The sequence below is a fragment of the Psychrobacter sp. BI730 genome (genome assembly GCF_013414195.1).
GTDB lineage: Bacteria > Pseudomonadota > Gammaproteobacteria > Pseudomonadales > Moraxellaceae > Psychrobacter.
In genome coordinates this window covers 85,330-109,312 of the sequence record NZ_JAATTV010000014.1, presented here as the reverse complement: position 1 = coordinate 109,312, position 23,983 = coordinate 85,330, and the positions used below count along the sequence as shown (strand labels likewise).

Below are 23,983 nucleotides of genomic sequence, written 5' to 3'. Positions count from 1 at the left end.
CGCTATGATCTTAGAATGAAGCTGTTCGCCGGTCTTGTTAATTTCGAGCTTAGCTTATGACTTTTGCAAGAGGTCTAACTATGATTATATTGCCAAATTTTTTTGAAATGTTTATTCAATAGTTAAATGAGGTACTAGGTGTTGCAAACTCCATCAAATTTAAATCGATTCAAGCACCTAGGTCTTGCGTTATCGATATTTTATCTCCTCTATAATTTGACGACTGTTTATAGTGTATCTTTGTACACACTCTACCCATCGAAAATTCATAATCTTGCCACGCCATTTGACAGTATGATTCCTTTCATTCCCGCTATGATTGTTCCTTATAGCTGGTCGTTGATTTTATTTATGGCTAGTTTTTTCTTAGTACGGACGTCTACGCAATTATCCTTATTGACCTATCGGCTAATCTTAGCGACCATCTTTGCCTGTTTAATCTTCTATTTTTATCCTGCTCGTTTCTCATTTAGTCGTTCGATTCCTGATGATTGGACGCAGTTTGGTTACCAGTTTTTGCAGTTGGTGGACAAGCCATTTAATCAGTTGCCATCATTGCATGTCAGCTATGCCATGTTGCTTGGCGTATCCTTATGGGATGTTGTAGCGTCTAAAAAGAGATGGATTTCAGCGGCTTATCGATTGTTGCTGACTGGCATATGTACATTGATTGCCCTGTCGACAGTGTTGACGTATCAACATCATTTGTTAGATATGTTCGGCGGGGCAGTGTTGGCAGTGTTGGTGCTGATACTCTCAAATCGAATCCGAAATGCATTGGTAATCAAGCATCTGACACTGGGAGTAATAGGATTCTTATTGATAGCGATTGCAGGGTTTTGCTTTGCTAATATGAGTATGATAGCGTTTGAGTCTATAGAAACCTTAGCCATCATCATTGCTGCATATTGGCTGATCATTTTTACAATGTTGGCCTGTGCTTATCAACAGGCTAAATCAATACAGGATACACGCTGGTTTCAAAAGTCGAATAGTGGAAGATTCACCATATATACTTGGATGAAGTTTGGGCCAATCATTATCATTTATAATGGTATGTCGTTTTTGGGACAGTGGTATTTTAAAGTTTTTTCAAAAGGTCAAAGACATCTGCTCACACCATATGCTATTAATGATAGGGTCAAAGTTGTGGCTTCCCCTCGATTGAGGCAGGCTGATTTGCATAGCCACTTAACGTATTGGTTGTTTGGCTACGATTCACTAGAGCGGTCGCACTCGCTAGCACAATCATCGCCCTCAGCTCGCCATCAGGTTATCGTTGTTGATTTAGCTGCTGAGATATCTAGCCATGTTTATCATCTTGAAGTAGTTGCTAACGATATCACTAAGATGCCTGTTCATTACTTATATTTGCCTTTACTGGATTTGCAGCCATTAAATGACGTATTGCTTGAAGACTATATTGATTTATTTCAACAAATTGATGCGTTGATACGATCAGCTGAGACACAGGCATTTGTCACCAATAATAAAGATAAAGTAGAGGGTAGCTTTATCACGCTTATCAATTTCCATTGCGTGATGGGGTTATCACGTAGCATCGGCGTGCAGGTTTTATATTTGCTATATTGTGGTACGCTAACTGTCTACAACTATCAGTCGTGGATTGAGCAGCATTATCCGAACGCGCACCTGAAAAATGCCTATTTGCCACAGTCGTTGGTAGAAACTATGGCCAATTATAAGTCTGTCACCTATTCAACAGCGCCTTAATAACTATCGATGTCAGTAGGTTTGCGTCTGCTAATTTTTCTTCGTTTGCTTTTTACCTATTGCTTAATTCCTATTCAACTATGGAGGAATCTATGAACACCTCGTTGCCTCGCTTGTACTCTTTTCGTCGCTGTCCTTATGCTATGCGCGCTCGTCTCGGTCTAATATTCGCCGAGTTGCCAGTAGAGTTACGAGAAATCACGCTAAAGAATAAGCCAGATCAGATGCTAGCGATTAGTCCAAAAGGCACGGTTCCTGTGTTACAGCTTTCAGATGGATCAGTCATTGAAGAGAGTGCAGAGATTATGATGTGGGCGCTTGAGAAAAACGATCCTCAAGGACTGCTAGATGAAAAGGTTTTATCTGAGGCTAATGCACTAATAGCAAAAAACGACAATGAGTTTAAGCAGTGGCTCGATCGCTACAAGTATGCTGATCGTCACCCTGAAATGACTCAGACAGAGTACCGGCAACAGGGTGAGATTTTTCTGCAGGATTTAGAAGCGCTATTGACTAAGAATACCTATCTACTAGGTAATAACGTGACGGTTGCTGATATTGGTATCATGCCGTTTGTTCGCCAGTTTGCCCATGTAGATCGTGATGTCTTTTATGAATTGCCTTATCCCAAGCTACAGCTGTGGCTACAACATTGGTTGGAACACCCGTTATTTGTACAAGCCATGACTAAGTTTCAGCCATGGCAGGAAGACGATGAGGTAGTGGTGTTCCCTTCTTAATATAGTGGGTTCTATATAAGCTGTATACGGTTTCGGTCTTGTTTGGTCTATCTTGATTTCACAACGACTACCTTTTGTGCTGGATGTTTGTCTTTAACAACGATTACTTTTTTGGCTTTAGGTTTTGCTTTCGCTACGACAACTTGCTTGGCCTTAGGTTTAGCTTTAACCACGACCACTTGTTTCGCTTTGGGCTTTGCTTTAACGACGACCGCTTGTTTTGTCTGATGCTTGTCTTTGACCACGACAACTTGTTGGGCCGCATTTGCTGGACCAATCATAGCAAAGCAAGTAGATACGGCCAATAATGAGCTGATCGCGATTTTTTTCATGTTGAAGTTTTTCATAGTAAGGTCCTTTTAGGCGGATTATAAGTAAGCGTGTTTATTGAATGGTTAAAGATATCTGAATTGAACGTCGCTTGATTGAATAAATCGATAATAGCGAGTTATAGCGTTACGTACTTTTATGAAAGTTAAAGAAAGGTGACTTTTTCTAGCAGATACTGAACCATTAATACAATCTTAGGAGCTTTTTGCTAAGGGTCGGCAGGCTAGCAACACTTTAGAGATGATACTTACTCAACTTCATCTGAAGTCATAGCTATGATACGAGAGGTATGGTAGTTTTTGCGTGGACTTGAAAGGGTTTAAGCGACTAAAAGTGATGAGACATAAAAAGGGGCGACTTAAGATAAGTCGCCCCTTTTTATGTAGGTATATTAGATGCATTAGTGATTAAAAAAGTTTAATTATTTTTCAATAAACCAGACTATTATCAACTCAGTATTCATCAAGATCATTGGCTAAAGCAAACAGCACTCCCCATTTCATAGCGGCTTTCACGATTTACTCTCCTAAATGATTAATAAATGAGTAATGTCGTTTAAACCTTATAAGCCGCACTAGCTTCTTTGGCTTTTTCATAGACAGCTTGAGGGTCTAAACCCAATGCTGCGACATCGTTTAGGTACTTTTTAGTACCCGCTTCTAATGGGCCTTTCCACTGTGGGTCATTTAATGGATTAGGAATGTCTATCATAGTGTCGCCTTTTGCTTTGGCTGCTGCTATGAGTTTTGCATTTTCAGCATCGAACACGAGGCGACCGCCAGACTCTGCTTCGACCTTAAAGGTCCTTGGCCTGAACAGACAGATGAGCGCCAAGATAACTTAGTTCCTAAAGAATATGGTTGTAGTCTTGATACATCGAGCAGATAGCGCTTTAGCCCAATAAGCGGTGATGTAACAAAAACTGTGTGTCGCATAAACACTAAAAATTTAGGCTATTTGCAACACGGAGTTCAAATGTCAGAGTATTTTGCCAAAATCAACTGGATGAGAGACAGCCAAGAAAGCTATATTGATAATAAATATAGCCGAGAGCACGAATGGGTTTTTGATGGGGGTGTCGTCGTGCAAGCCTCGTCTTCTCCTCACGTTGTTCCGGTGCCTTATTCTGTTGAGGAAAATGTAGATCCTGAAGAAGCTTTTGTTGCCTCTCTTTCAAGCTGTCATATGCTATTCTTTTTATCTATTGCCGCAAAAAGAAAATATGTGATTGATTCATACATAGACAATGCGGTAGGCACTATGGAAAAAGACAGCGATGGTAAAATCTCAATGACTAAAGTGATATTAAAACCGCAGGTTACATTTTCGGGTGATAAGCAGCCGACCATGGAGCAGCTTGAAAAAATGCATCATCAAGCGCATGAGCAATGCTTTATCGCGAACTCGGTAAAAACTGAAGTTGTTAAGGAGATTGTGGTTTAATAAAGTGTCAAATAAGGACGAAAAAACAGTTGGTTTTCCCTTTTTTGTTAATTTTAGCCAACCATTTTTCGCCTCTTAGTGAGACGTTAGATTATTCTCATTCCAAAATGGTATTCGCGTAATGAAAAAATTAATTGGTCAAGTTATTGCCCTTACCAAGAACATTCTCCTAAATGAACCTGAAGATAAAAAGCTTGGTATGGAACAGTTTTCCGCAGGGAGAACCGATCCATTTAGTTTTGGTGGGTTTGGTATTGAGTGGTGGTATACAGAAGCAGCCTATAAACTTGTAGAAAATATATCTTTTATGATTATCACTGAATATCCTTCATTTTCTGACTGTGATCATAAATCTATTCAAACTAGCGTACGAAGTACTTTACGTGAAATATGTGTGGATAAGCATGTTTTTAATAGTGACGATGTCTGTTTTGGCAGAAAGAAAACACTATTTGAATGTCGTTCAGTTTCTAATACTGAATACTTTGCAAAGTACTTATTAGAAAAAATAATAAAAAATGTCAAATCCTCTATTACAGATTGGTGTGTTATATACACCGCACCAAGAATATCGGGAGACACATTTTTCATTGAGTCAGAAAGAATCCATGTCATACATAAATCTGATAAAAGTTATTGGAGTAGACTATCTGATATTGGATATGTAACCAATGATATAAACCCTGAAACTGGCAATTATAAAGATAGAGAGACAACTCAATTTAGTCGCTTAAGCTATGAGTATTTATTTATAACTGAGTCAAGAGGCACACTAAGTGGTAGTAGGTTTTCATCATCATTAAAACTCAGAAAGTTATTTTCTGTCATTTACGCTGTATCCACTAAAAATAGACTTCATAAAGTAATGGCAAGAGCTTACTCGCATTCAATGCAAATTCCGCATAAAGACTCAAATATTAATATGTTTACAACCTCTGAAATAGGTAAACTCTTACCATACTATTTAGAGGAAAAGGTATTAAACGCTGAGGACATAAATAAAATTAAAGCATGGTATGAGCTGGAAGCTAGGTTACCAAAAGGACAGAGAGATCGAATTAATAAATGCGCACATTTTATTAACAAAGGTATGAATTCAAAAGATATCGAGTCATATATTCAATATTTTGTAGCTCTTGATGCGCTTTATGGGAACAGAGGATCTGTTGAGAAATCTATTGTGAATGGTGTATCAGAACTCCCACAAAATAATGGTTGGAAAGAAAAAATTACGTGGCTATTCGACTTGCGAAATGAGCTGGTACATGGAGGAAGTCGGTTTATTGAAGAGTGGCCTGATTATATGCGATATTACAAGCACTTCAACTCTGAGCCTGCTTTAGATATAGAGCAACTTGCATTTTTGGCATTATCCAGTATGCCGTCAATACTTACAGAGTCTAACAAGTTGCTCAATAAAGAAAAATAACTGTTGGCCATCGACTTGTAATTTTAGCCAATCATTATTTTTCCTCCTAGCAAGGCGTTACCACAGCCTACTTTTGGCACTAAGCCAACCGTCAATACTTAAATAGTATGAATCTTTACTTTTCTTTTAATCTTACAAAACAGCATAACCTCGCGTTTTAACCACTTCTACGCTGAAAAGTACTCGCTAACGACCCTATTCATAACATCAAAGCTCAATCGGTCACAACCAATTGAGCCAGTATTGCCTACACAGTTACTCTATCGGAGAGGGCCTACCATGCGGACTTGAGCGCAGATATTGTTTGGGCGCTTTGACGGTTGCACCAAGCTCGGCAGCAGCGTGCCAAGGCCAGTGCGGGTCATAAAGTATGCCTCGTGCCAATGCGACCGCGTCCGCTTGCTGTTCAACAATAATGCCTTCCGCTTGCTCGGCTTCAGTTATTAAGCCCACTGCGATGACGGGTATATCTACGGCTTCTTTTATGGCGGTTGCGAAAGGCACTTGGAAGTTAGGCTCTACAGGGATCTGTTGGTCTGGGCTAAGTCCTGCGGTGCTCACATGGATATAATCACAGCCTAATACCTCCAATGCTTTAGCCAGCTCAATCGTTTGGTTGAGGTCCCAGCCGCCTTCAACCCAATCGGTTGCAGACACACGCACACCCACTGGCTTATTGTTTGAAAACTCAGTCCGAACCGCTGTAAACACCTCAAGTAACAAGCGCATTCTGTTCTCAAGGTTGCCGCCGTATTGATCATCACGGTTATTAGAAAGTGGCGATAAAAACTGATGTAATAGATAACCGTGCGCCCCATGAAGTTCAATCAAATCAAGGCCCAACGCATCTGCACGTTTTGCCGCATTCACAAAATCACTTACTAGCGCATCAATGTCATTTTGCTCCATTGCTGTGGGTACAGTAAAGTTTTCGTCATAGGCAAGCGCCGACGGTGCGATCGTTTGCCAGCCATTTAACTGATCAGGGGCAATCGAACCGCCGCCGTCCCATGGCTTTTCGGTTGACGCTTTACGCCCAGCATGGGCAAGTTGTACGCCTATTGGCATAGGACTGTACTGTCTGATTGCTGTTAGCGTTTTATCCAGTGCCGCTTGCGTCCTGTCATCCCATAAACCTAAATCAGCATAGCTGATACGTCCTTGTGGATTGACCGCTGTTGCTTCTAAAATAAGTAGTCCTGCGCCGCTCAAACTCATTTGGCCCAAATGAATCGTATGCCAATCGCTTGCCGCGCCGTCATTGGCAGAGTACTGGCACATAGGAGCAATGATAATACGGTTATCTAATGTGAGTTGCCCAAGTTGCAAAGGCGAAAAAAGCTGGCTCATGGTAAATCCTTAAAAACGTGCCTAAAGGCATGGAAAATAAAATACAAAAACAATATAAATGACTTATACGATTAGCGCTTGAATGCATGATGGGGATGAATGGTTGTTTTTATAGGTTACATTTAAGTGAGGCTAGCTGATATATAGATTACTCTCAATCATGTTTTTCATATGCAGCAGGCGAGGGGCGATGTCTTCTTCTAGTTTGGTACGACTAAGGATAAAACTTGGTGCGCCGCAGTTAAAAGTGAGCAAGCCTTCTGTCGGGTGCATCAGCGCAATGGCTACCGCGTTGACATCCTTTTGCCATTCACTAATTGAAAAACAATAACCATAGTCTTCATAGTCTTGAAAGGCTTTATCTAATCCTCGTCTAATCTTTAGCCAATCATCTTTATACTTACTACGAATGGCATTAAGGATAAACTCTTGCTCAGCAGGTGGCATACTCGCCAAACAGGCTCTCCCCATCGAACTTAAATGAATAGGCAAATAAGAGCCGACATTGCGTTGCATGGTCGTGGTCCCTTGGCCTTGCACAACGTTGAGATACACCATCATCAGTCGATCACGAGTAGCCATGGCAACGGCGCTATTGGCATAGTCTGCGAGCTCTTCCATATAAGGAGTCGCAAGGTTATTGATAGAGATATTAGTCATCATGGTATAACCAAAGCTTAGTACCCCTGTCGAAAGCTGGTACTTACTACTATTGGTCGATTGTTTTAAATATCCCAATTTGACCAACGTATAGGTCAGACGAGTAATGGTGCCTTTAGGAAGGCCTGTCAGTTGACTTAGGTCTTGGTTGCCTAGATAAGGTCGCTGCGGGGTAAAACAACGCAGCAGCTCTAACCCTCGAGCCAACGCTGTGACAAACTGTCGGTCATTTTTATCTCTCATCTCTGCAATGGGTTCTAACAGTTCAATATGCATCTCGTTGTTAGCGTCTTCATCGGTAAGGGTATCATTAGTCATATGTCGTCTATTATCCCCAATCAAATTCATACAAGCGTTATAAAATCACAAAACTTTATTATTCATAGCATTCTGTGAGCTAATATCAGCTCACAGTTACCTACTGTCTCTTTAATTATATTATATCAATTTACTTTCACATTCACATTCTCAGCATAGCATAACGAAGATATATTGTTTCGCTATGCAGTATGAACGGTAGCAATAGTCGTTATAAGAGGTATGGTTAGGCTTCTTGTGGATCGTACTGCTTTTCTTTAATGAATAAAGTAGGGATAAGACCACATAAGAAGTATGCACCTGCCATAAGTAATAAACCTGCGCCAATAGAGTTATGCATGGCCATATAACCGATCGTAAGAGGGGCAAGAGCTGATCCTATACGTCCAATATTATATGATCCACCCATTGCGGTACCTCGAATAGCTGTAGGGAAACTTTCGGTTAGATAGGTGGCGTTAATGGCATAGGGGATACCATATAAGAAACCGAAAGCAATCATTAACCAACCAATATTTTCTGGAGTGTGCATATAGATTAATACTGGAATAAATAGGGCTGTGCCCATCGTACCAAAGGCAAATACTATTTTACGTCCAATCTTATCAGCCAGTAGACCTGCTATTACTTTTGCAAACATCATAGTCAAATAGGTACCTGCCATGTAGATAGCCATTTCTTTAAAATTGATACCTAATTCGGTTTCTAAGTAAGTAGGTAGCCAGTTACTGACACCAAAATAACCAAAGAGTAAAAGAGTTGAGCTCATAGTCCACAAAATAAACATTATGCGATGTCTAGGACTTTCAAATATAGCTCTATAAGAGTTTTTACGCTTTTCAATAGTACTATTCAAACCTTTGAGTTTTAGGGCACGAGACTCTTTCCAAGACTGTGGTTCAGATAATGTAAAATGCATTAAGACTGATAAAATAATTGGTATAAATGATATGAAATAAATCATACGCCAACCGTAATCAGGAATGATCCAAGCTGAAAGACTGCTGATAACTAGAGACCCTAAAGTGTAACCTGTCATTATTGTTGCGAGCACAGTGGTTCGATGCTGGGTAGGTACCATTTCTGACATTAAAGTATTAGCAGCAACATATAAGCTGCCAAGACCTATGCAAGCGCCTACTCGTAGAATTATGAACTGCTCGTAAGTTTGAGCAAATCCAACACAGCCAGACAATAATGCAAACAGGGCTGTAGCAGTCACCATAACACGCACCCGTCCAAAGCGATCACAGGCCCAACCACCGAAAAAACCACCAATTCCCATGCCAATTAACGACCAGCTACCCAAAGCGCCAGCTTGTACATTAGTCAATCCAAACTCTAGTTTTAAACTAGAAAGAGTAAATGCAAGGATACCGACATCGGCTCCATCACATAATAAAACCAAAAAACAAAAAACAAAAGCCAGTTTCCAAGGTTGTTTTTGGGTGGAGCTCATACTTGGATCTGCAGTTATAGCGACACTTTTCACAATTTATATCCTTAACGTTGTGAGAATGAAAAACTAATTTGATGCGTAGTGGTAAAAATAGAGGGGAACGGTATCAGCATCCTAGCAAATACCGCCGTGCATTTTGGTGGATGAAAAAGTAGTAGGGATTACTCGCTGGCTTCTTTAATCATATTGCGGGCAATGATGACTTGCTGAATTTGTGTGGTACCTTCATACAAACGATATAGACGTACATCACGATAAAAACGCTCAATACCGTAGTCTGCGATATAACCGGCACCGCCATGAATTTGTACCGCTCTATCAGCAACACGGCCACACATCTCAGTGGCAAACATTTTGGCGCATGAGGATTCAGTCACGACATCTTTGCCTTCGTCACGCAGACGTGCAGCGTCTAACACCATGGATTTGGCAGCATAGATTTCTGCTTTTGAGTCAGCGAGCATGCCTTGAATGAGCTGAAAACTGGCAATAGGCTGCCCAAATTGCTTACGCTCGACCGCATAGTTGAGCGCATCATTTAGCATGCGATTGGCGGCGCCAGTACTGGCGGCTGCAATATGCAAGCGCCCTTTATCAAGAACTTTCATAGCCGTTTTAAAGCCAACCCCCTCAACACCGCCAATAAGCGCATCCGCTGGTACGACGCAATTATCAAAGATCACATCACAGGTATGCGCGCCTTTTTGCCCCATTTTTTTGTCAATTTTGCCCAAAGTAATACCAGGCGTGTCGCTTTCAACGATAAATGCTGAAATACCGCCAGAGCGTTTGTTCTGTGGATCAGTACGTGCCATGACAGTGAATACACCAGCCTGCGGGGCGTTGGTGATATAACGTTTGGTGCCATTGATGATATAAGTATCACCATCCTTAATAGCCGTTGTTTTCAATGAGGCGGCATCTGATCCTGACTCCGGCTCGGTCAAACAGAACGAACCGATGATTTCACCACTGGCCAACCGAGGTAGATACTTCTGCTTTTGTGCTTCAGTGCCATCAATCACTAGGCCAGATGAGCCAATACCATTATTTGTCCCTATTAATGAGCGAAACGCAGGGGAGGTACGTCCTAACTCAAATGCCAGCGTGACCTCTTCTTCCATAGTGACACCAAGTCCGCCGTACTCTTCGGGTATGGTCAGTCCAAAAAGCCCTAATTCTCGCATTTGCTCAATGATCTCTTCTGGAAGGCGATCATTTTCTGCAACCCAATGTTCCATAGGGACAAGTTGATCGTTAACGAAGTTACGAATGGTTTGGGTGATGTGGTCGAGGGTCTCTTTATCTCTAATCATATGAATCTTCCTTGTTTGATTGATGCCTGATATCAATATCGGCTCTGTGACTGTAATAAATAATGTGACGTCCTTGGATAAACAGCATAATCGATGAATTATTAAATTACAATAGTTTTGGTTTAAAAAACCGCATTGCGGTATTTATATAATTTAATACAACCTTTTATCCCGATTTTATTCTAAATTATCTATTTTTTCTACTTCACAAACCAAAATAAACAGTATATATTGATATTAAATACCGCATAGCGATATTTAATATTTAAAATAAATGCTTTGCTAGAGTGTTTGTATTTTATACAAAAATGATGTTTAAGGAGTCGATCATGGAAGAGCCGCTCATTATTTGTGAGAAAAAAGGAGAGGGCGTGAGTGTCGTTAGACTTAATCGCCCCAAAGTGCGCAATGCACTAAACAGTGAGCTACGCCAACAAATGGCAGACCTGTTCATTCAATTAAATGATGACTCACAAACCAAAGCGATCGTCCTTACTGGTGGTGACAAGGTGTTTGCCGCTGGTGCGGATATCAACGATTTTTTGACTACTAGCACAGTGGATATGTACTTGCGTCATAGTGAACGCTATTGGAATGCCATCACTAACTGCCGAAAGCCTATTATTGCTGCCGTCAATGGTTACGCTCTGGGCGGTGGCTGTGAGTTGGCCATGCATGCTGACATCATCATCGCAGGCAAGTCTGCCAAATTTGGTCAACCCGAAATCAAGATAGGACTCATGCCAGGTGCTGGCGGAACGCAGCGTTTGTTTCGCGCGATTGGCAAACATAAGGCCATGAAAATGGTACTAACGGGCGATATGATCAGCGCTGATGAGGCGGACACAATGGGGCTGGTATCTGAAGTCGTTGAAGATGAGGCTACTATCACACGCGCCATTGAGATTGCTGAGCAGCTATCACATTACTCTCCCATTGCCTTAGCGCAAATCAAAGAAGTGGCAAATCTAGGTGTTGATATGCCTTTAGAAGGTGCATTGGCTTTAGAGCGTAAGGCTTTCCAGATTTTGTTCAATACTCACGACCAAAAAGAAGGCGCTAAAGCCTTCTTAGAAAAGCGTCCTGCGGAGTACAAAGGGCATTAATCCCTAGCCGCGTTAATTCATAAGCACGTGAATTCATAGGCACGTGAATTCATAGGCACGTGAATTCAGAGCCACATTGTGATTGCTTTTGAAGCAAGTTATCACCTTTGAACCAAAATTTCATAGCACACTATGTAGAGAGTTATTATGACTGTGAACACAATTGCCATTATCGGCACTGGTATTATGGGCATGGGTATTGCTCAAATTGCTGCTCAAGCTGGCATCCAAGTACTCTTGTATGACGCTAAGTCAGGCGCTGCTGAACAAGGACGACAATCCTTGCAAAGTACCCTAGAAAAACTAACTGCTAAAGGTAAGTTTACCGATGCGCAGTTACAGAACACTTTAAGTAATTTGACGGTACTACAGGAGCTTAACCAAATTGCGACTGCTGAGATAGTGGTTGAAGCCATTATCGAAAATCTAGACATCAAAAAACAGCTTTTTGCCCAGTTAGAAGGTGTGGTCACTGCCGATACTATTTTGGCAACCAATACCTCATCCTTATCAGTGACCGCAATTGCTGCTGACTGTGATCATCCGGAGCGCGTGGCAGGATTTCACTTCTTTAATCCAGTCCCCTTAATGAAAATTGTAGAGGTCATTCCAGGTCTGTCTACTCAGCAATCAGTGATTGACGTTCTCTCCGATTTGGCCAAACGTATGGGTCATCTAGGTGTGGTAGCAAAAGACACACCGGGTTTTATCGTCAATCATGGCGGTAGAGCGTACGGCACAGAAGCGTTAAAAATATTGGGTGAAGGGGTAACCACGTTTGAGAATATTGACCAAATTTTGCGTGAAGGCGCAGGATTTCGCATGGGGCCGTTTGAGCTATTAGACCTCACTGGTATCGATGTATCGCACCCCGTGATGGAGTCGATTTACAACCAGTTCTATCACGAAGCGCGTTATCGCCCGCATCCATTGACCCGTCAAATGCTAGTAGGTAAAAAGCTTGGTCGTAAGGTTGGTGCAGGGTTCTATCACTATGAAAACGGTCAGAAGTTGTCAACGGCCACTGCTCAAGATCAGTCGTCCGAAGCACTCATATCTGATGCCGTCATCACCTCAGTTTGGGTTGGGGCTGATCTGGTAGAAGACAAAACTCAGTTGGTCGATTACCTAAAATCTCAGGGTATCACTATCGATGACAACGACAAGCCAAACCCTGATAGTTTGGTGCTGCTCGCACCCTATGGCGAAGATACGACCAATGCTGCCATTCGTTATCAAGTTAATCCTAAGCAAGCCGTTGCCATTGATATGCTCACTGGACTAGCAAAGCATCGTACTTTGATGCCAAGTCTCGTCACGCAGGAGACATTTATCGCACAAGCCTATACGTTATTTGGTAAAAGCTTGGATGACAGTGAAGCAACCACACAGCCTATGGTCGGTGCCACGCTGATTTCCGAAAGCATCGGCTTTGTGGCACAACGTGTGGTCGCTATGGTGATTAATCTCGGTTGTGACATTGCCATGCAAGGGATTGCTTCACCTGAAGACATCGATAATGCTGTCAAGCTTGGGTTAGGTTATCCATATGGTCCTATTTCTTGGGGCGATCATCTTGGGGCCTCGCGTGTGCTGCTTATTTTAGAGCGCATCTACGGGCTGACAGGTGACCCACGTTATCGTCCAAGCCCTTGGCTGCAACGCCGCGCCAAGCTTGATATGTCATTGTTTACTCAGCAGACCAAATACTAATATTGACGACACAGCAATATTGCCAAACCATAAAACTATTATTCAGAGTTAAAAATACGACAAGGAAACTTTATGTTAGATGCCTATATTTATGATGGATTAAGAAGTCCTTTTGGTCGCTATGTTGGCGCATTAGCAACCGTACGTGCTGATGATTTGGTTGCTACCGTGATGAAAGCGTTGGTCGAAAAGCACCAACTATCTGCTGATATCTTTGATGAAGTGTTGCTAGGCAGTGCCAACCAAGCAGGTGAAGACTCTCGTAACATCGCGCGTAACGCGGCTTTGTTAGCAGGGTTGGATGTAACTACCCCAGGTCAGACAGTAAACCGTCTATGTGCATCAGGTCTGTCTACTGTTGTCGATGCTGCTCGCAGTATTACGTGCAACGAAGGGGATATTATTTTAGCAGGTGGGGTCGAGTCGATGACGCGTGCGCCGTTTGTATTTGCCAAGACAGAACAGCCTTTTAGCCGTGACTTCAAAGTATTTGATACAACCATTGGTAGCCGTTTCCCCAACCCAAAAATTATTGAGCAGTTTGGCAGTGATACCATGCCGCAGACGGGCGATAATGTCGCGCAGAAGTATGGTATTACGCGCGAGGAAGCCGATAAGTTTGCAGCAGCATCGCAAGCCAAGTACCAAGCTGCCAAGCAAGCAGGTTTTTTTAACGATGAAATAACACCTATCACCGTACCCCAAGGTAAGAAATTGCCCGCAAAAGTAGTCATAGATGATGAGCATCCGCGTGCCAGCTCTAATATTGAAGCACTACAAAAGCTCAAGCCTTTAAACAAAGATGGAATCGTCACCGCAGGTAATGCGTCTGGCATCAATGATGGTGCAGCTGCGCTCATTATCGGCTCAAAGCAAGCAGAGAAAAAGCTAGGCTTTAAACCGATTGCCAAGATCCTATCATCAGGTGCAATGGGTGTTGAACCCAATATCATGGGCGTGGGTCCTGTTGAAGCGATCAAGCTGGCACTAAAGCGTGCTGGTTTGAGCCTCGAGGACATGTCTGTTATTGAGATTAATGAAGCATTTGCTTCTCAAGTGCTTGGTTGTCTAAAAGGGTTGGATATTGACTTTGATGATAAGCGTGTCAATCCCAATGGTGGAGCCATCGCTGTCGGCCATCCGCTTGGCGCATCAGGTACAAGAATCGCCTTGAGTACCGCTCGAGAGCTACAGCGTACGGGTGGCAAATATGCCGTGGTCAGCTTATGTATTGGTATTGGGCAAGGGCTTGCCATGGTGATAGAACGCGTCTAAGACTCAAAAACACGCTCGCCCCATTATTGATTATAGTTGATTCAGTTTAAAAGAGAGACAATGCAACCGAGCGCAGATGTAACTGTGATACTTCAAGTGAGGTTAACGCTGTCACTCTTTTATAGAAAATTGACTATATCAAGAAAAATTTATTATCAAGGAAGATACTATGACAACCATACTCAACGAACACGATAATTACCATCAAGCCGAAGAAGCGTATGAGTTTCCGTTAATTATCAAACAGCTACTAAACCGCGCTAAGATTGCTTCCACCAACCAAACCATTAGCTATGCGGACAAAGTCACTTATACCTATGCTGAGTTTTTTAAGCGTATTAATCGCTTGGCCAATGTCTTAAAAAACATGGGTTTGCAGGCAGGTGATGTGGTCGCGGTCATGGATTGGGACAGTCATCGTTACCTTGAGGCATACTTTGCAGTACCAATGTCGGGCATGATTTTGCAAACCGTTAATGTGCGTCTGTCTGAAGAAAAAGTGCTATACACCGTCAATCATGCTGCGCCAAAAGCCTTGTTATTGAATGCTGAATTTGCGCCGATGATTAAAAACTACCGCGACGACACGCCTTCTATCGAACATGTAATTTGGGCGGATGATGTAGAGAATGATAAAGCAGGCGGTAATGAAGCTGAGCTGCCTGACTATGTCGATGGCGAATATGAGGCGCTATTAGCAGCTGCTAGTGACGAGTTTGACTTCCCAGACTTTGACGAAAACACTATTGCTACGACATTCTATACCAGTGGGACGACAGGCGATCCAAAAGGCGTTTTCTTTACCCATCGACAGATTGTACTACAGACGATGGCAAGTACGCTATCAACAGCGCTCAATGCTGAAGGTCAAGGTGTTCGCTATAACGATGTCTATATGCCAATGACGCCGTTATTCCATGTTCATGCATGGTGCTGGCCATATGGTGCCACCATGATAGGACTCAAGCAAGTTTATCCAGGGCGATACAATCCAGGGGCACTGGTTGACCTGATTGAAAATCATAAGGTTACATTATCACATGGCGTTCCAACAATTTTACAAATGTTACTCAAGGAGATGGCAGCCCGAGGACGCAAATTTAATGGTCTTAAGCTGATGGTAGGTGGTTCTAAAATAAATAAAGGCTTGGCTAAGAATGCTATTGATATGGGTGTAGAGTTTATGCCTGGTTTTGGAATGTCAGAATCTTGTCCAGTATTAGCTAGAGCAGTATTCAATGATAAAACAACTGCAATGTCCATAGAAGAACAGCTCAATTATCGTTGCCTATCAGGTTCACCCATTATGCTAGTTTCGATGGAAATCTGGGATGAAAACAGTAAGCCACAACCCATGGATGGCAAATCGACAGGCGAGCTTGTGATACGCGCGCCGTGGTTGACACAAAGTTATTTCAAAAATCCTGATGCAGGTAACGAGTTATGGAAAGGCGGCTGGATGCATACTCAAGACATCGCCTGCATGACTGCTGATGGCACGCTAAGCATCACAGACAGGCTCAAAGATGTCATTAAATCTGGCGGTGAATGGGTATCTTCGCTTGAGGTTGAAACCATTTTGTCCTTTCATCCCAGCGTGGCTGATATCGCGGTGATTGGTGTGCCAGATGAGCGTTGGGGCGAACGTCCCTTGGCATTGATCGTGCTAAAACCAGACCATGTCGACACAAAAATGGAAGATATTTTGGCATTGGGTCATCAAGCAGTAGAGAGAGGTCATCTGCCAAAATACGGTGTGCCAAGTGAAGTGAGGTTTTTGCCAGACATGCCAAAAACCAGCGTCGGTAAACTCGATAAAAAACGTATGCGTTCGATGTACTCAGAAAATCTCATCTAGTCAAACAATCCGGTCACCATCAAATCGACTCTGACAAAAGTGAGAACTTGTATAAACCCTAGCTTTTGACTAAATGCTAGGAATGGGGAAGGTGTGTGAGTCACGAGTACCCTGAGTCACACTCATTATCTCTATAACAAAACCTGTCTAACAAAAAGAGAGAAACTATGGAAGCTGCGCCTACGTTCCCAGAAATACAAGAGATTGTCACAAGCGATGACAATCACCCATTGCATGACTTTACCGTTATTTATCCTCAGCAAGTGGAGTGGGGTGATATGGATACTTTTGGTCACGTTAACAACGTTGTCTATTACGAATACTCTCAAAACGCTCGTATCTACTACAACAGGCGGCTTGGTTTATTTAACGAACAGACGTCTTCGGTGATGGCAGCCTCTTCATGTCGATACCTCAAATCGGTTGCCTATCCTGATGAATTATGGATTGGCGTCAAGGTCAAAAAAATCGGTAATTCAAGTCTGATTCATGAATATACCTATTACAGTACGGTGCAGCAAACAGTCGTTGCAATCGGTGAGTCAGTGTTGGTATATCTCGATAAATTGAGTGGGCAAAAAAAGCCGATCGATGAGTCGCAAAAAGAAGCGATTGCTGCATTAGAGAATATTGACCAAGAAGCGTAACACCCAATATATCGGTCAAATTATGGTTTGGGTTTTTAATTAGGAAGTACTTATTAAGTAGAAGTTAATTCTCATTTAAAAGGATTATTTATTTTTATGGATTAAAGAAAACGTAGTAGCAATTGGGATTGATAAGGATATCAACATAAAACAGGGAATAGATGAATGATGCTTTATATAAAAAGGCTATCTGTAGGTTTTGCTACGGTTATAACATGCGTATCTGCACAAGCAATCGATCTTGTGACGACAGGCGACACGACTTTGAGTATTGGTGGTTATATCAAAGCAGAAGGTGCTTTTAACTCTCCTGATGAAGGCGAGTCGGAATTTAAGGGTAATTTACGCCAGTCTCGTATCAATGTTAAGACGACCAAGTCGGTAGATGATAGAAAACTCACGGGGTTTATCGAAGGTGATTTTTATGGCGATTACGCCAAGGGCGGCTCAAATCTGCGCTTGCGTCATGCTTATGTTCAGATTGATGATTTGACAGTGGGTAAGACTTGGAACGGTCAGTTTTTGGCAGTGGCACCTCTTTCTACGGAGCAGCTTGATTTTTGGGGCACTGGTTTGGGCACGGTCTCTGGTGGTGGTTCTTATATTCGGCCAGATTTGACGTTGCACTATACTTATAAGGGGCTGCGTTTTACGGCGCAAGACCCTGTTTATGATAATGCGAGCTTACCTGATATGGTGGTAAGCTACAAAGATAAGATATCTAACTTTGACTATAACGTGGCTGTCATGGCTCGTGATTCTGAGAACGGAGATGGTTCAGATGTGGGTATCGGTGTTTCTTTAGCGGGCAAGCTGACATTGGGCAAAGATTCGCTCCATGCCAGTATATACAATGGTAAAGGCATGGGTGCCTATTCTGCCATCTGTGTTGGCGGGCCGCTAATTATGAATGGCGGCGTAGACTGTGATGCCGAGGATGGGAAGCTTATTTCGCAAACTGGCTATAGCGTAGGATATAAGCATCAATTTACCCAAAAGCTGCGCGGCAACTTGCGTTATGGTGAGGTAAATGTAGACGATGCGGCAGACACTTCTGCTAATGTAAAAAGCGCAAATCTTATCTATGAGTATCTACCAGATTTAGATTTGGGTATTGAGTGGAGAAATCAGGACGTAACGACATTCCCATGGATGCCAGCAGGTCAGCAAATTGAGATAATGGCAAAATATGATTTTTGAGTTGAAGTGTTTAGAGAAGTAAGCGATACGATGGGGCATCTCCATAGTTATAGTGGAGATGTATTATCTTGATTAATGATTTTTTATCAATACTTATCATGTTATTCAGGTATTAGAATATATACTAGGAACTTTTTTATAAATATAACTGACGTTGCAATTGTAAGAGTCGAAACGCCAGTTATATTAGCTTATAAAAAGATAGTGTACTATGTGTTTGCTACAGTAACAGTAATACAATTTTAAAAACAATATTACTTTTACGCTGCTGACATATCTAATCTTGTTGGTTGCAGTTTGCTTTCTTTACTGTCCACTGCTGCGCTCAGATTTACTAAGAAGATAGCGATGGCTGCGATAATACCTGGTATAGCGATAAATAGGAAGTTCATCTGATGGGTCAGCTCTAAGGTGAGAAGCGCACCAGTTAGGATTGGACCTACAATAGCACCAATACGCCCAATACCTGATGCCCAGCCCATGGCAGTCGTGCGTACAGCGGTAGGATAATATTGAGCCACAAAAGTATAGAGCAGAATTTGTGAGCCGATAGTGGTAGCGCCAGCAATCGCAATGAGCGTATATAGTACAATCTGAGGACTGTTGTAGCCAAGCAAAATTAATGCTACTGCCCCAGCGACAAACATAATAGTTAGTACAGGTTTTAAATGAAACTTATCGGCCAGTACGCCACCGCCAATAGCCCCAATCATCCCACCAATATTAAGTGCAAATAGAAATAACATACTAGCACCTAATGAGTAACCGGCTTGAATCATTAGCTTTGGTAACCAGCTTGCTAAAGCGTAAACCATCAGCAAACACATAAAAAATGCTACCCAAAACATAATAGTAGTGAGTCCACGTCTGTTCAGAAATAACGCTTTAATTGGGGCATCATCACCTTTGGTGGGTTCGTCTAGTACTAACGTAGTAGAGGGTGTAACTTTTTCTTGAGGAGCCAATTTTTGAACGATGCTTTTAGCTTCGTCTTCTCGCTTTTCTTTGACCAAATACATCAAGGATTCAGGTAGCATCTTCCAGATAATTGGCAATAGTAAAGTAGGGATGCCCGCAATATAAAACATAATTTCCCAGCCAAAATCTAGCACCAAAAAAGATCCTAATAATGCTGACGTCATACCACCAATTGCATAACCGCTGAACATAATAGCGACTAAAGTACTACGCATACGTTTCGGTGCGTATTCAGATGTTAGTGCCACGCAGATTGGCATCACGCCGCCAATACCTAGACCTGCAACGAAGCGCAAAGCCGCAAACTGCATAGGCCCGCTAGCGAAAGCACCAAAAAAAGTAAAGCTACTGAATAGAGCGACACAAATCATAATTGTTTTTTTACGACCGATTTTGTCAGATAAAGTGCCAAAAATCATGGCACCAAACATCATGCCGAATAGTGCTGCGCTAGCAAGAAAACCTGCTTGTACCGAAGTCAATGACCACTCTTCCATAAGCAATGGCAGAGCCACGCCATAAATAATGAGGTCGTAGCCGTCAAAGATAATAATCAGTAAGCACCAAAATAGGACTTTCCAATGAAAAGGTGAAAATTTGGCTTCATCAATAACTTTATTGATGTTTAAGGTTTGAGATTCCATTCGTTTTTCTCCGTGGGTAATATCCTTATACGTGCTTTACAAGTTAGGGTTTTACTGGTACTAAGTCAAAAACCATCTAAGTATAAATTTATACCTAAAAGGTATGGTTTTTACTTTGGTAGAATAGAAGAAGCGAGACCTTTCTCTAGAATACACTGTAAGGATTTATACGCCGATGACTCCGAAAATATTACTATTGTTCAAGAAAATAATGCCTTTACTGATCATAGATAGTCTTTTTGAAAACACTAATAAAAAAGTAGCTCATATATCTTTTAGATATATGAGCTACTTAGGTTTCTATGAAAGCGTTATTTGTTCATGGCTAAATAGTCTATGGCCAATTGACTCAACGCTTTAGTACCCACTTTAAATGAGGCTTCGTCTGCGTAAAAGTAGGGAGAGTGATTGTACGGTGCCTTACTAGTGTCTTGACCAGCAGGTGTACCGCCTAAGAAAATAAATAATCCCGGTACTTCTTGGGAATAAAACGAGAAATCTTCAGATGCTGTTAGTTTAGGGACGTCAAATACGTTGTCCGCACCCGCTACGCTTTTAAGAGTGGGTAGCATCTGCGCAGTAAGCGCTGGATTATTGATCGTAACAGGATAACCTTTGATGATTTTGACATCTGCTTCTGCGCCTGACGCCATCGCTATATGAGTGGCAGTCGTTTTTATGTTATTAAAAATTTGATCGCGATTATCCATATCAAAGTTACGAATAGTACCAATCATATTGACACTATCTGGAATAATATTGTCGCGTATTCCACCACTTATTTTGCCAAATGAGATGATGGCAGGCTCTTTAGTAATGTCCACTTGACGACTGACTATATGATTAATTCCTGTAACGATTTGCGAGGCAGCGGCAATAGGGTCCACCCCATTCCAAGGAGCTGAACCGTGAGTCTGCTTGCCTTTTACGGTGATATCAAAGGTGTCCGCACTAGCCATGATAGGGCCGCTTCGGTAGCCAATTTGACCAGTGTTTAAACTAGACATAATATGAAGTCCAAATGCAACGTCTGGTTTATATTTTTTAAATATGCCTTGCTTCAACATCAGATTGGCGCCACCTTCTTCACCTGTAGGGGGGCCTTCTTCTGCCGGTTGAAACACGAACATAATATTACCGTGCAATTCGTTTTGTACGCCAGCCAGTACTTCAGCCGTTCCCATTAGCATAGCAACATGAGTATCGTGTCCGCAGGCATGCATGACCCCAACGTCTTCACCCATATACTTAGTCACAATGGTTGATTTAAAAGGCACATCTGCTTTTTCAGTGACTGGCAATGCATCCATGTCTGCCCGTAGCATGACTGTGGGGCCGGGTTTGGCACCTTTTAAGTAACCCACAACCCCCGTGTGCGCGATGTCAGTTTCAACCTGCATACCGAGTGACTTTAAATGCTTAGCAACGATAGCGGCAGTACGGGTTTCTCTGTTGCTCAGTTCAGGATGTTGATGAATGTCCCGACGCCATTCAATCACCTTATTTTCAACGCTTTTTACCTGTTCATCGATGTTAATATCGGCATGAGCACTAAATGCGCTACAGGCCGCAATACTAACAACCAATGATAATAATGACTTTTTCATGTTGCTTCCTTGTCTGAAATTACTTCCGTGTGGTGACTTTTTTTCATAATAGCGCTTAACTGCTCAATAAATTTGGCGTGATTAGTAGGTTAAATACTGTCGCACAAGCTGATTGAATACCTCAGGCTGCTCAATGTTTGAGATGTGGGAGGCTTCAATAGTAGCGAGTGTGGCATTTGGGATATGATCGACCATATATTGACCATCGGCAACCGTCGTCACTGGGTCTTCCGATCCTGCCACCACCGTAATCGTGACATCGATATCTTTTAACTGCTCGCGAGTATCAGCGGTAGACAGCGCTTCACAGCAGCTGGCATAACCTTTGCTACTGCTAGCGGCAAGAGTGTCAGATAAGGCGTTGACGATATCAGGATGGTTACTGATAAAGCCCTCGGTAAACCAACGCGAGGCGGCTGTAGCCGCGATAGGAGCTAGACCTTGCTCTCGTACCAATTGTGCCCGCTCCGTCCATGCTATTTCGTTACCAATTTTCGCGGCGGTATTACATAACATCAAGTGGTGGAAGCGATCGGGATGATTGATAGCTAGCCATTGACCTGTTATGCCGCCCATAGAAATGCCACAAAAAAACACCTTATCAAGATGCAGGTGATCTAACAAATTAATCACATCTTGCCCAAGCTGGTTTAAATTATAAGGACCTCTGGGTGCTGATGATTTACCATGGCCACGAGTGTCATAGCAGATGATAAAGTAATCGGCTTGCAAGGTATCGATTTGTGGTTGCCACATATGATAGCTAGTACCTAAAGAGTTGGAGAATATTAGGGCAGGGTTGCTGCTATCGCCAAAGGTGGCATAGTTTAGCGTGACACCTTTATTTTCAAATACAGGCATGATGAACGTCCTTGTTTTAACTGTCGGGTGATTAAGGTCTTCTTTTTGACTTATTGAGCTGGGTGTCTATTTTATTTTATTTTGAACGATTAATCAGCTCTCAACACGCTCAATAATCATCGCGATACCTTGTCCAACTCCGATACACATTGAGCAGATAGCATAACGCTTACCTGTTTTTTCCAGTTGATTAAGGGCGGTTAAGATCAAACGTGCACCTGAGGCGCCGAGTGGATGACCAAGGGCAATCGCACCGCCGTTAGGATTGACGCGCTCGCTATCATCAGCTAACCCTAAGTCACGTGTGCAAGCTAGAGCTTGTGCAGCAAAGGCTTCGTTTAATTCAATGACATCCATCTCATCGAGAGACAGTCCGGTTTGCTTAAGCAGCTTTTTCATTGCGGGTGCTGGGGCGAAACCCATAATACGTGGTTCAACGCCTACGGTAGTTGCCCCTATAATACGTGCACGCGGCTTTAGATTAAACTCTTTAACCGCTTGCTCTGAGGCTACTAGGAAGGCTGCTGCGCCATCATTAATCCCAGAGGCGTTACCAGCTGTTACCGTGCCATCTGCAGTGACGATAGGACGCAGTTTGGTCAACTTTTCAAGAGTAGTATCAGCGCGAGGATGCTCATCAGTATCGACGGTGACAGGCTCGCCTTTACGCTGCGGGATGACGACAGGGGTAATCTCATCTTTAAAAAATCCTGTCTCTTGAGCCGCTGCGGTACGTTGTTGGCTCCGTAATGCAAATGCATCTTGGTCAGCTCGATTAACATTAAATTGCTCTGCGACATTTTCGGCGGTTTGCGGCATAGTCTCTGTGCCATATAGCTCATCAAGCTTTGGATTGATAAAGCGCCAGCCCATAGTAGTATCTTCAAGATTTTGGCTACGACCAAATGCCTGACCTGATTTGCCCATCACAAATGGCGCACGGCTCATGCTCTCAACACCACCTGCGATAATTAAATTGGCTTCACCAGCTTTAATCGCACGCGCCGCTATCGCTAACGCATCCATCGACGAGCCGCACAAGCGGTTAACAGTTGTCGCAGGCACTTGATAAGGTAGGCCGGCTAGCAATGACGACATACGTCCGACGTTGCGATTGTCTTCGCCGCTTTGGTTGGCACAGCCATAGATGACGTCATCTACTTGTACCCAGTCGACATTAGCATTACGTTCCATTAACGCCTTGATAGGGATAGAGCCTAGGTCGTCTGCACGTACGAGTGCTAGACCGCCGCCGTAGCGTCCAAAAGGGGTGCGAATGGCGTCAATGATATAAGCGTTTGTTAAGTTATCCATT

The 23,983-nt window shown here is 42.6% G+C and carries 19 protein-coding genes and 1 pseudogene; 10 read left to right on the top strand and 10 right to left on the bottom strand.

Annotated features, from left to right (window positions below; translation table 11 throughout):
* Positions 1 to 240 precede the first annotated feature (240 nt).
* Entirely contained in the window at positions 241 to 1,734 is a 1,494-nt protein-coding gene (locus HCZ91_RS11200; RefSeq protein WP_179799453.1) for a phosphatase PAP2/dual specificity phosphatase family protein, read from the top strand.
* A gap of 92 nt (positions 1,735 to 1,826) precedes the next feature.
* The gene (locus tag HCZ91_RS11195) at positions 1,827 to 2,474 is read left to right on the top strand and encodes a glutathione S-transferase (protein WP_179799452.1); all 648 of its coding nucleotides are present in this window, start codon (positions 1,827 to 1,829) and stop codon (positions 2,472 to 2,474) included.
* 47 nt (positions 2,475 to 2,521) lie between these two features.
* Here the strand turns inward: HCZ91_RS11195 and HCZ91_RS11190 are convergent, their stop codons facing one another.
* Positions 2,522 to 2,821 carry a hypothetical protein gene (locus HCZ91_RS11190; protein WP_057759939.1) on the bottom strand — a complete coding sequence of 100 codons (300 nt, stop codon included), beginning with the start codon at positions 2,819 to 2,821 and terminating at the stop codon, positions 2,522 to 2,524.
* Between the two features lie 538 nt (positions 2,822 to 3,359).
* A pseudogene (locus HCZ91_RS11185) lies at positions 3,360 to 3,545 on the bottom strand (C4-dicarboxylate ABC transporter substrate-binding protein); the annotation flags it as partial.
* A gap of 234 nt (positions 3,546 to 3,779) precedes the next feature.
* Here HCZ91_RS11185 and HCZ91_RS11180 point away from each other — a divergent pair.
* Together HCZ91_RS11180 and HCZ91_RS11175 are read left to right on the top strand one after the other, a co-directional pair.
* Positions 3,780 to 4,247, top strand: coding sequence for an OsmC family protein (locus HCZ91_RS11180; protein WP_179799451.1), 468 nt, complete (start codon positions 3,780 to 3,782; stop codon positions 4,245 to 4,247).
* Positions 4,248 to 4,368: 121 nt separating this feature from the next.
* Positions 4,369 to 5,676 (top strand): HEPN domain-containing protein, encoded by a 1,308-nt coding sequence (locus tag HCZ91_RS11175; RefSeq protein ID WP_179799450.1) that lies wholly within the window; start codon positions 4,369 to 4,371, stop codon positions 5,674 to 5,676.
* A gap of 255 nt (positions 5,677 to 5,931) precedes the next feature.
* On the opposite strand, the gene HCZ91_RS11170 is transcribed toward HCZ91_RS11175, so the two are convergent.
* The 4 genes from HCZ91_RS11170 to HCZ91_RS11155 all read right to left on the bottom strand — a co-directional run bounded on the left by HCZ91_RS11170 (position 5,932) and on the right by HCZ91_RS11155 (position 10,779).
* Positions 5,932 to 7,026: an NADH:flavin oxidoreductase/NADH oxidase gene (locus HCZ91_RS11170; RefSeq protein ID WP_179799449.1), complete on the bottom strand. Its 1,095-nt coding sequence runs from the start codon at positions 7,024 to 7,026 to the stop codon at positions 5,932 to 5,934.
* Between the two features lie 132 nt (positions 7,027 to 7,158).
* Positions 7,159 to 8,004 (bottom strand): IclR family transcriptional regulator, encoded by an 846-nt coding sequence (locus HCZ91_RS11165; protein ID WP_101204500.1) that lies wholly within the window; start codon positions 8,002 to 8,004, stop codon positions 7,159 to 7,161.
* Positions 8,005 to 8,230: 226 nt separating this feature from the next.
* On the bottom strand, positions 8,231 to 9,463 hold the full coding sequence (locus tag HCZ91_RS11160) for an MFS transporter (RefSeq protein ID WP_179799448.1): 1,233 nt from the start codon (positions 9,461 to 9,463) through the stop codon (positions 8,231 to 8,233).
* Positions 9,464 to 9,624: 161 nt separating this feature from the next.
* Positions 9,625 to 10,779 carry an acyl-CoA dehydrogenase family protein gene (locus HCZ91_RS11155; RefSeq protein WP_179799447.1) on the bottom strand — a complete coding sequence of 385 codons (1,155 nt, stop codon included), beginning with the start codon at positions 10,777 to 10,779 and terminating at the stop codon, positions 9,625 to 9,627.
* Positions 10,780 to 11,108: 329 nt separating this feature from the next.
* Between HCZ91_RS11155 and HCZ91_RS11150 the strand changes: the two genes are divergently transcribed.
* The 6 genes from HCZ91_RS11150 (at position 11,109) to HCZ91_RS11125 (ending at position 18,578) form a co-directional block, all read left to right on the top strand.
* Positions 11,109 to 11,885, top strand: a complete 777-nt coding sequence (locus tag HCZ91_RS11150) for an enoyl-CoA hydratase (protein WP_057759956.1) — start codon at positions 11,109 to 11,111, stop codon at positions 11,883 to 11,885.
* A 147-nt stretch (positions 11,886 to 12,032) separates the two neighbouring features.
* Positions 12,033 to 13,598: a 3-hydroxyacyl-CoA dehydrogenase gene (locus HCZ91_RS11145; protein ID WP_179799446.1), complete on the top strand. Its 1,566-nt coding sequence runs from the start codon at positions 12,033 to 12,035 to the stop codon at positions 13,596 to 13,598.
* A gap of 72 nt (positions 13,599 to 13,670) precedes the next feature.
* The gene (locus tag HCZ91_RS11140) at positions 13,671 to 14,873 is read left to right on the top strand and encodes a 3-oxoadipyl-CoA thiolase (protein WP_179799445.1); all 1,203 of its coding nucleotides are present in this window, start codon (positions 13,671 to 13,673) and stop codon (positions 14,871 to 14,873) included.
* A 169-nt stretch (positions 14,874 to 15,042) separates the two neighbouring features.
* Positions 15,043 to 16,731, top strand: coding sequence for a fatty acid--CoA ligase (locus HCZ91_RS11135; protein ID WP_179799444.1), 1,689 nt, complete (start codon positions 15,043 to 15,045; stop codon positions 16,729 to 16,731).
* Between the two features lie 167 nt (positions 16,732 to 16,898).
* Complete coding sequence (locus tag HCZ91_RS11130) at positions 16,899 to 17,378, top strand: thioesterase family protein (protein ID WP_179799443.1); 480 nt, start codon at positions 16,899 to 16,901, stop codon at positions 17,376 to 17,378.
* Positions 17,379 to 17,543: 165 nt separating this feature from the next.
* Entirely contained in the window at positions 17,544 to 18,578 is a 1,035-nt protein-coding gene (locus HCZ91_RS11125) for a hypothetical protein (RefSeq protein ID WP_257020050.1), read from the top strand.
* 260 nt (positions 18,579 to 18,838) lie between these two features.
* On the opposite strand, the gene HCZ91_RS11120 is transcribed toward HCZ91_RS11125, so the two are convergent.
* From HCZ91_RS11120 to pcaF, 4 genes are all read right to left on the bottom strand, one after another.
* Complete coding sequence (locus tag HCZ91_RS11120) at positions 18,839 to 20,200, bottom strand: MFS transporter (protein ID WP_179799442.1); 1,362 nt, start codon at positions 20,198 to 20,200, stop codon at positions 18,839 to 18,841.
* A gap of 311 nt (positions 20,201 to 20,511) precedes the next feature.
* Positions 20,512 to 21,807, bottom strand: coding sequence for a M20 family metallopeptidase (locus HCZ91_RS11115; protein WP_179799441.1), 1,296 nt, complete (start codon positions 21,805 to 21,807; stop codon positions 20,512 to 20,514).
* 81 nt (positions 21,808 to 21,888) lie between these two features.
* The gene (gene pcaD, locus HCZ91_RS11110) at positions 21,889 to 22,668 is read right to left on the bottom strand and encodes a 3-oxoadipate enol-lactonase (RefSeq protein WP_179799440.1); all 780 of its coding nucleotides are present in this window, start codon (positions 22,666 to 22,668) and stop codon (positions 21,889 to 21,891) included.
* Positions 22,669 to 22,761: 93 nt separating this feature from the next.
* Complete coding sequence (gene pcaF / locus HCZ91_RS11105) at positions 22,762 to 23,982, bottom strand: 3-oxoadipyl-CoA thiolase (RefSeq protein WP_179799439.1); 1,221 nt, start codon at positions 23,980 to 23,982, stop codon at positions 22,762 to 22,764.
* Position 23,983 lies beyond the last annotated feature (1 nt).

Bases quoted from the DNA above. Each gene is read 5' to 3' on its own strand.
- HCZ91_RS11195 (WP_179799452.1), top strand. From the start codon at position 1,827: ATGAACACCTCGTTGCCTCGCTTGTACTCTTTTCGTCGCTGTCCTTAT.
- HCZ91_RS11190 (WP_057759939.1), bottom strand. From the start codon at position 2,821: ATGAAAAACTTCAACATGAAAAAAATCGCGATCAGCTCATTATTGGCC.
- HCZ91_RS11180 (WP_179799451.1), top strand. From the start codon at position 3,780: ATGTCAGAGTATTTTGCCAAAATCAACTGGATGAGAGACAGCCAAGAA.
- HCZ91_RS11175 (WP_179799450.1), top strand. From the start codon at position 4,369: ATGAAAAAATTAATTGGTCAAGTTATTGCCCTTACCAAGAACATTCTC.
- HCZ91_RS11170 (WP_179799449.1), bottom strand. From the start codon at position 7,026: ATGAGCCAGCTTTTTTCGCCTTTGCAACTTGGGCAACTCACATTAGAT.
- HCZ91_RS11165 (WP_101204500.1), bottom strand. From the start codon at position 8,004: ATGACTAATGATACCCTTACCGATGAAGACGCTAACAACGAGATGCAT.
- HCZ91_RS11160 (WP_179799448.1), bottom strand. From the start codon at position 9,463: ATGAGCTCCACCCAAAAACAACCTTGGAAACTGGCTTTTGTTTTTTGT.
- HCZ91_RS11155 (WP_179799447.1), bottom strand. From the start codon at position 10,779: ATGATTAGAGATAAAGAGACCCTCGACCACATCACCCAAACCATTCGT.
- HCZ91_RS11150 (WP_057759956.1), top strand. From the start codon at position 11,109: ATGGAAGAGCCGCTCATTATTTGTGAGAAAAAAGGAGAGGGCGTGAGT.
- HCZ91_RS11145 (WP_179799446.1), top strand. From the start codon at position 12,033: ATGACTGTGAACACAATTGCCATTATCGGCACTGGTATTATGGGCATG.
- HCZ91_RS11140 (WP_179799445.1), top strand. From the start codon at position 13,671: ATGTTAGATGCCTATATTTATGATGGATTAAGAAGTCCTTTTGGTCGC.
- HCZ91_RS11135 (WP_179799444.1), top strand. From the start codon at position 15,043: ATGACAACCATACTCAACGAACACGATAATTACCATCAAGCCGAAGAA.
- HCZ91_RS11130 (WP_179799443.1), top strand. From the start codon at position 16,899: ATGGAAGCTGCGCCTACGTTCCCAGAAATACAAGAGATTGTCACAAGC.
- HCZ91_RS11125 (WP_257020050.1), top strand. From the start codon at position 17,544: ATGATGCTTTATATAAAAAGGCTATCTGTAGGTTTTGCTACGGTTATA.
- HCZ91_RS11120 (WP_179799442.1), bottom strand. From the start codon at position 20,200: ATGGAATCTCAAACCTTAAACATCAATAAAGTTATTGATGAAGCCAAA.
- HCZ91_RS11115 (WP_179799441.1), bottom strand. From the start codon at position 21,807: ATGAAAAAGTCATTATTATCATTGGTTGTTAGTATTGCGGCCTGTAGC.
- pcaD (WP_179799440.1), bottom strand. From the start codon at position 22,668: ATGCCTGTATTTGAAAATAAAGGTGTCACGCTAAACTATGCCACCTTT.
- pcaF (WP_179799439.1), bottom strand. From the start codon at position 23,982: ATGGATAACTTAACAAACGCTTATATCATTGACGCCATTCGCACCCCT.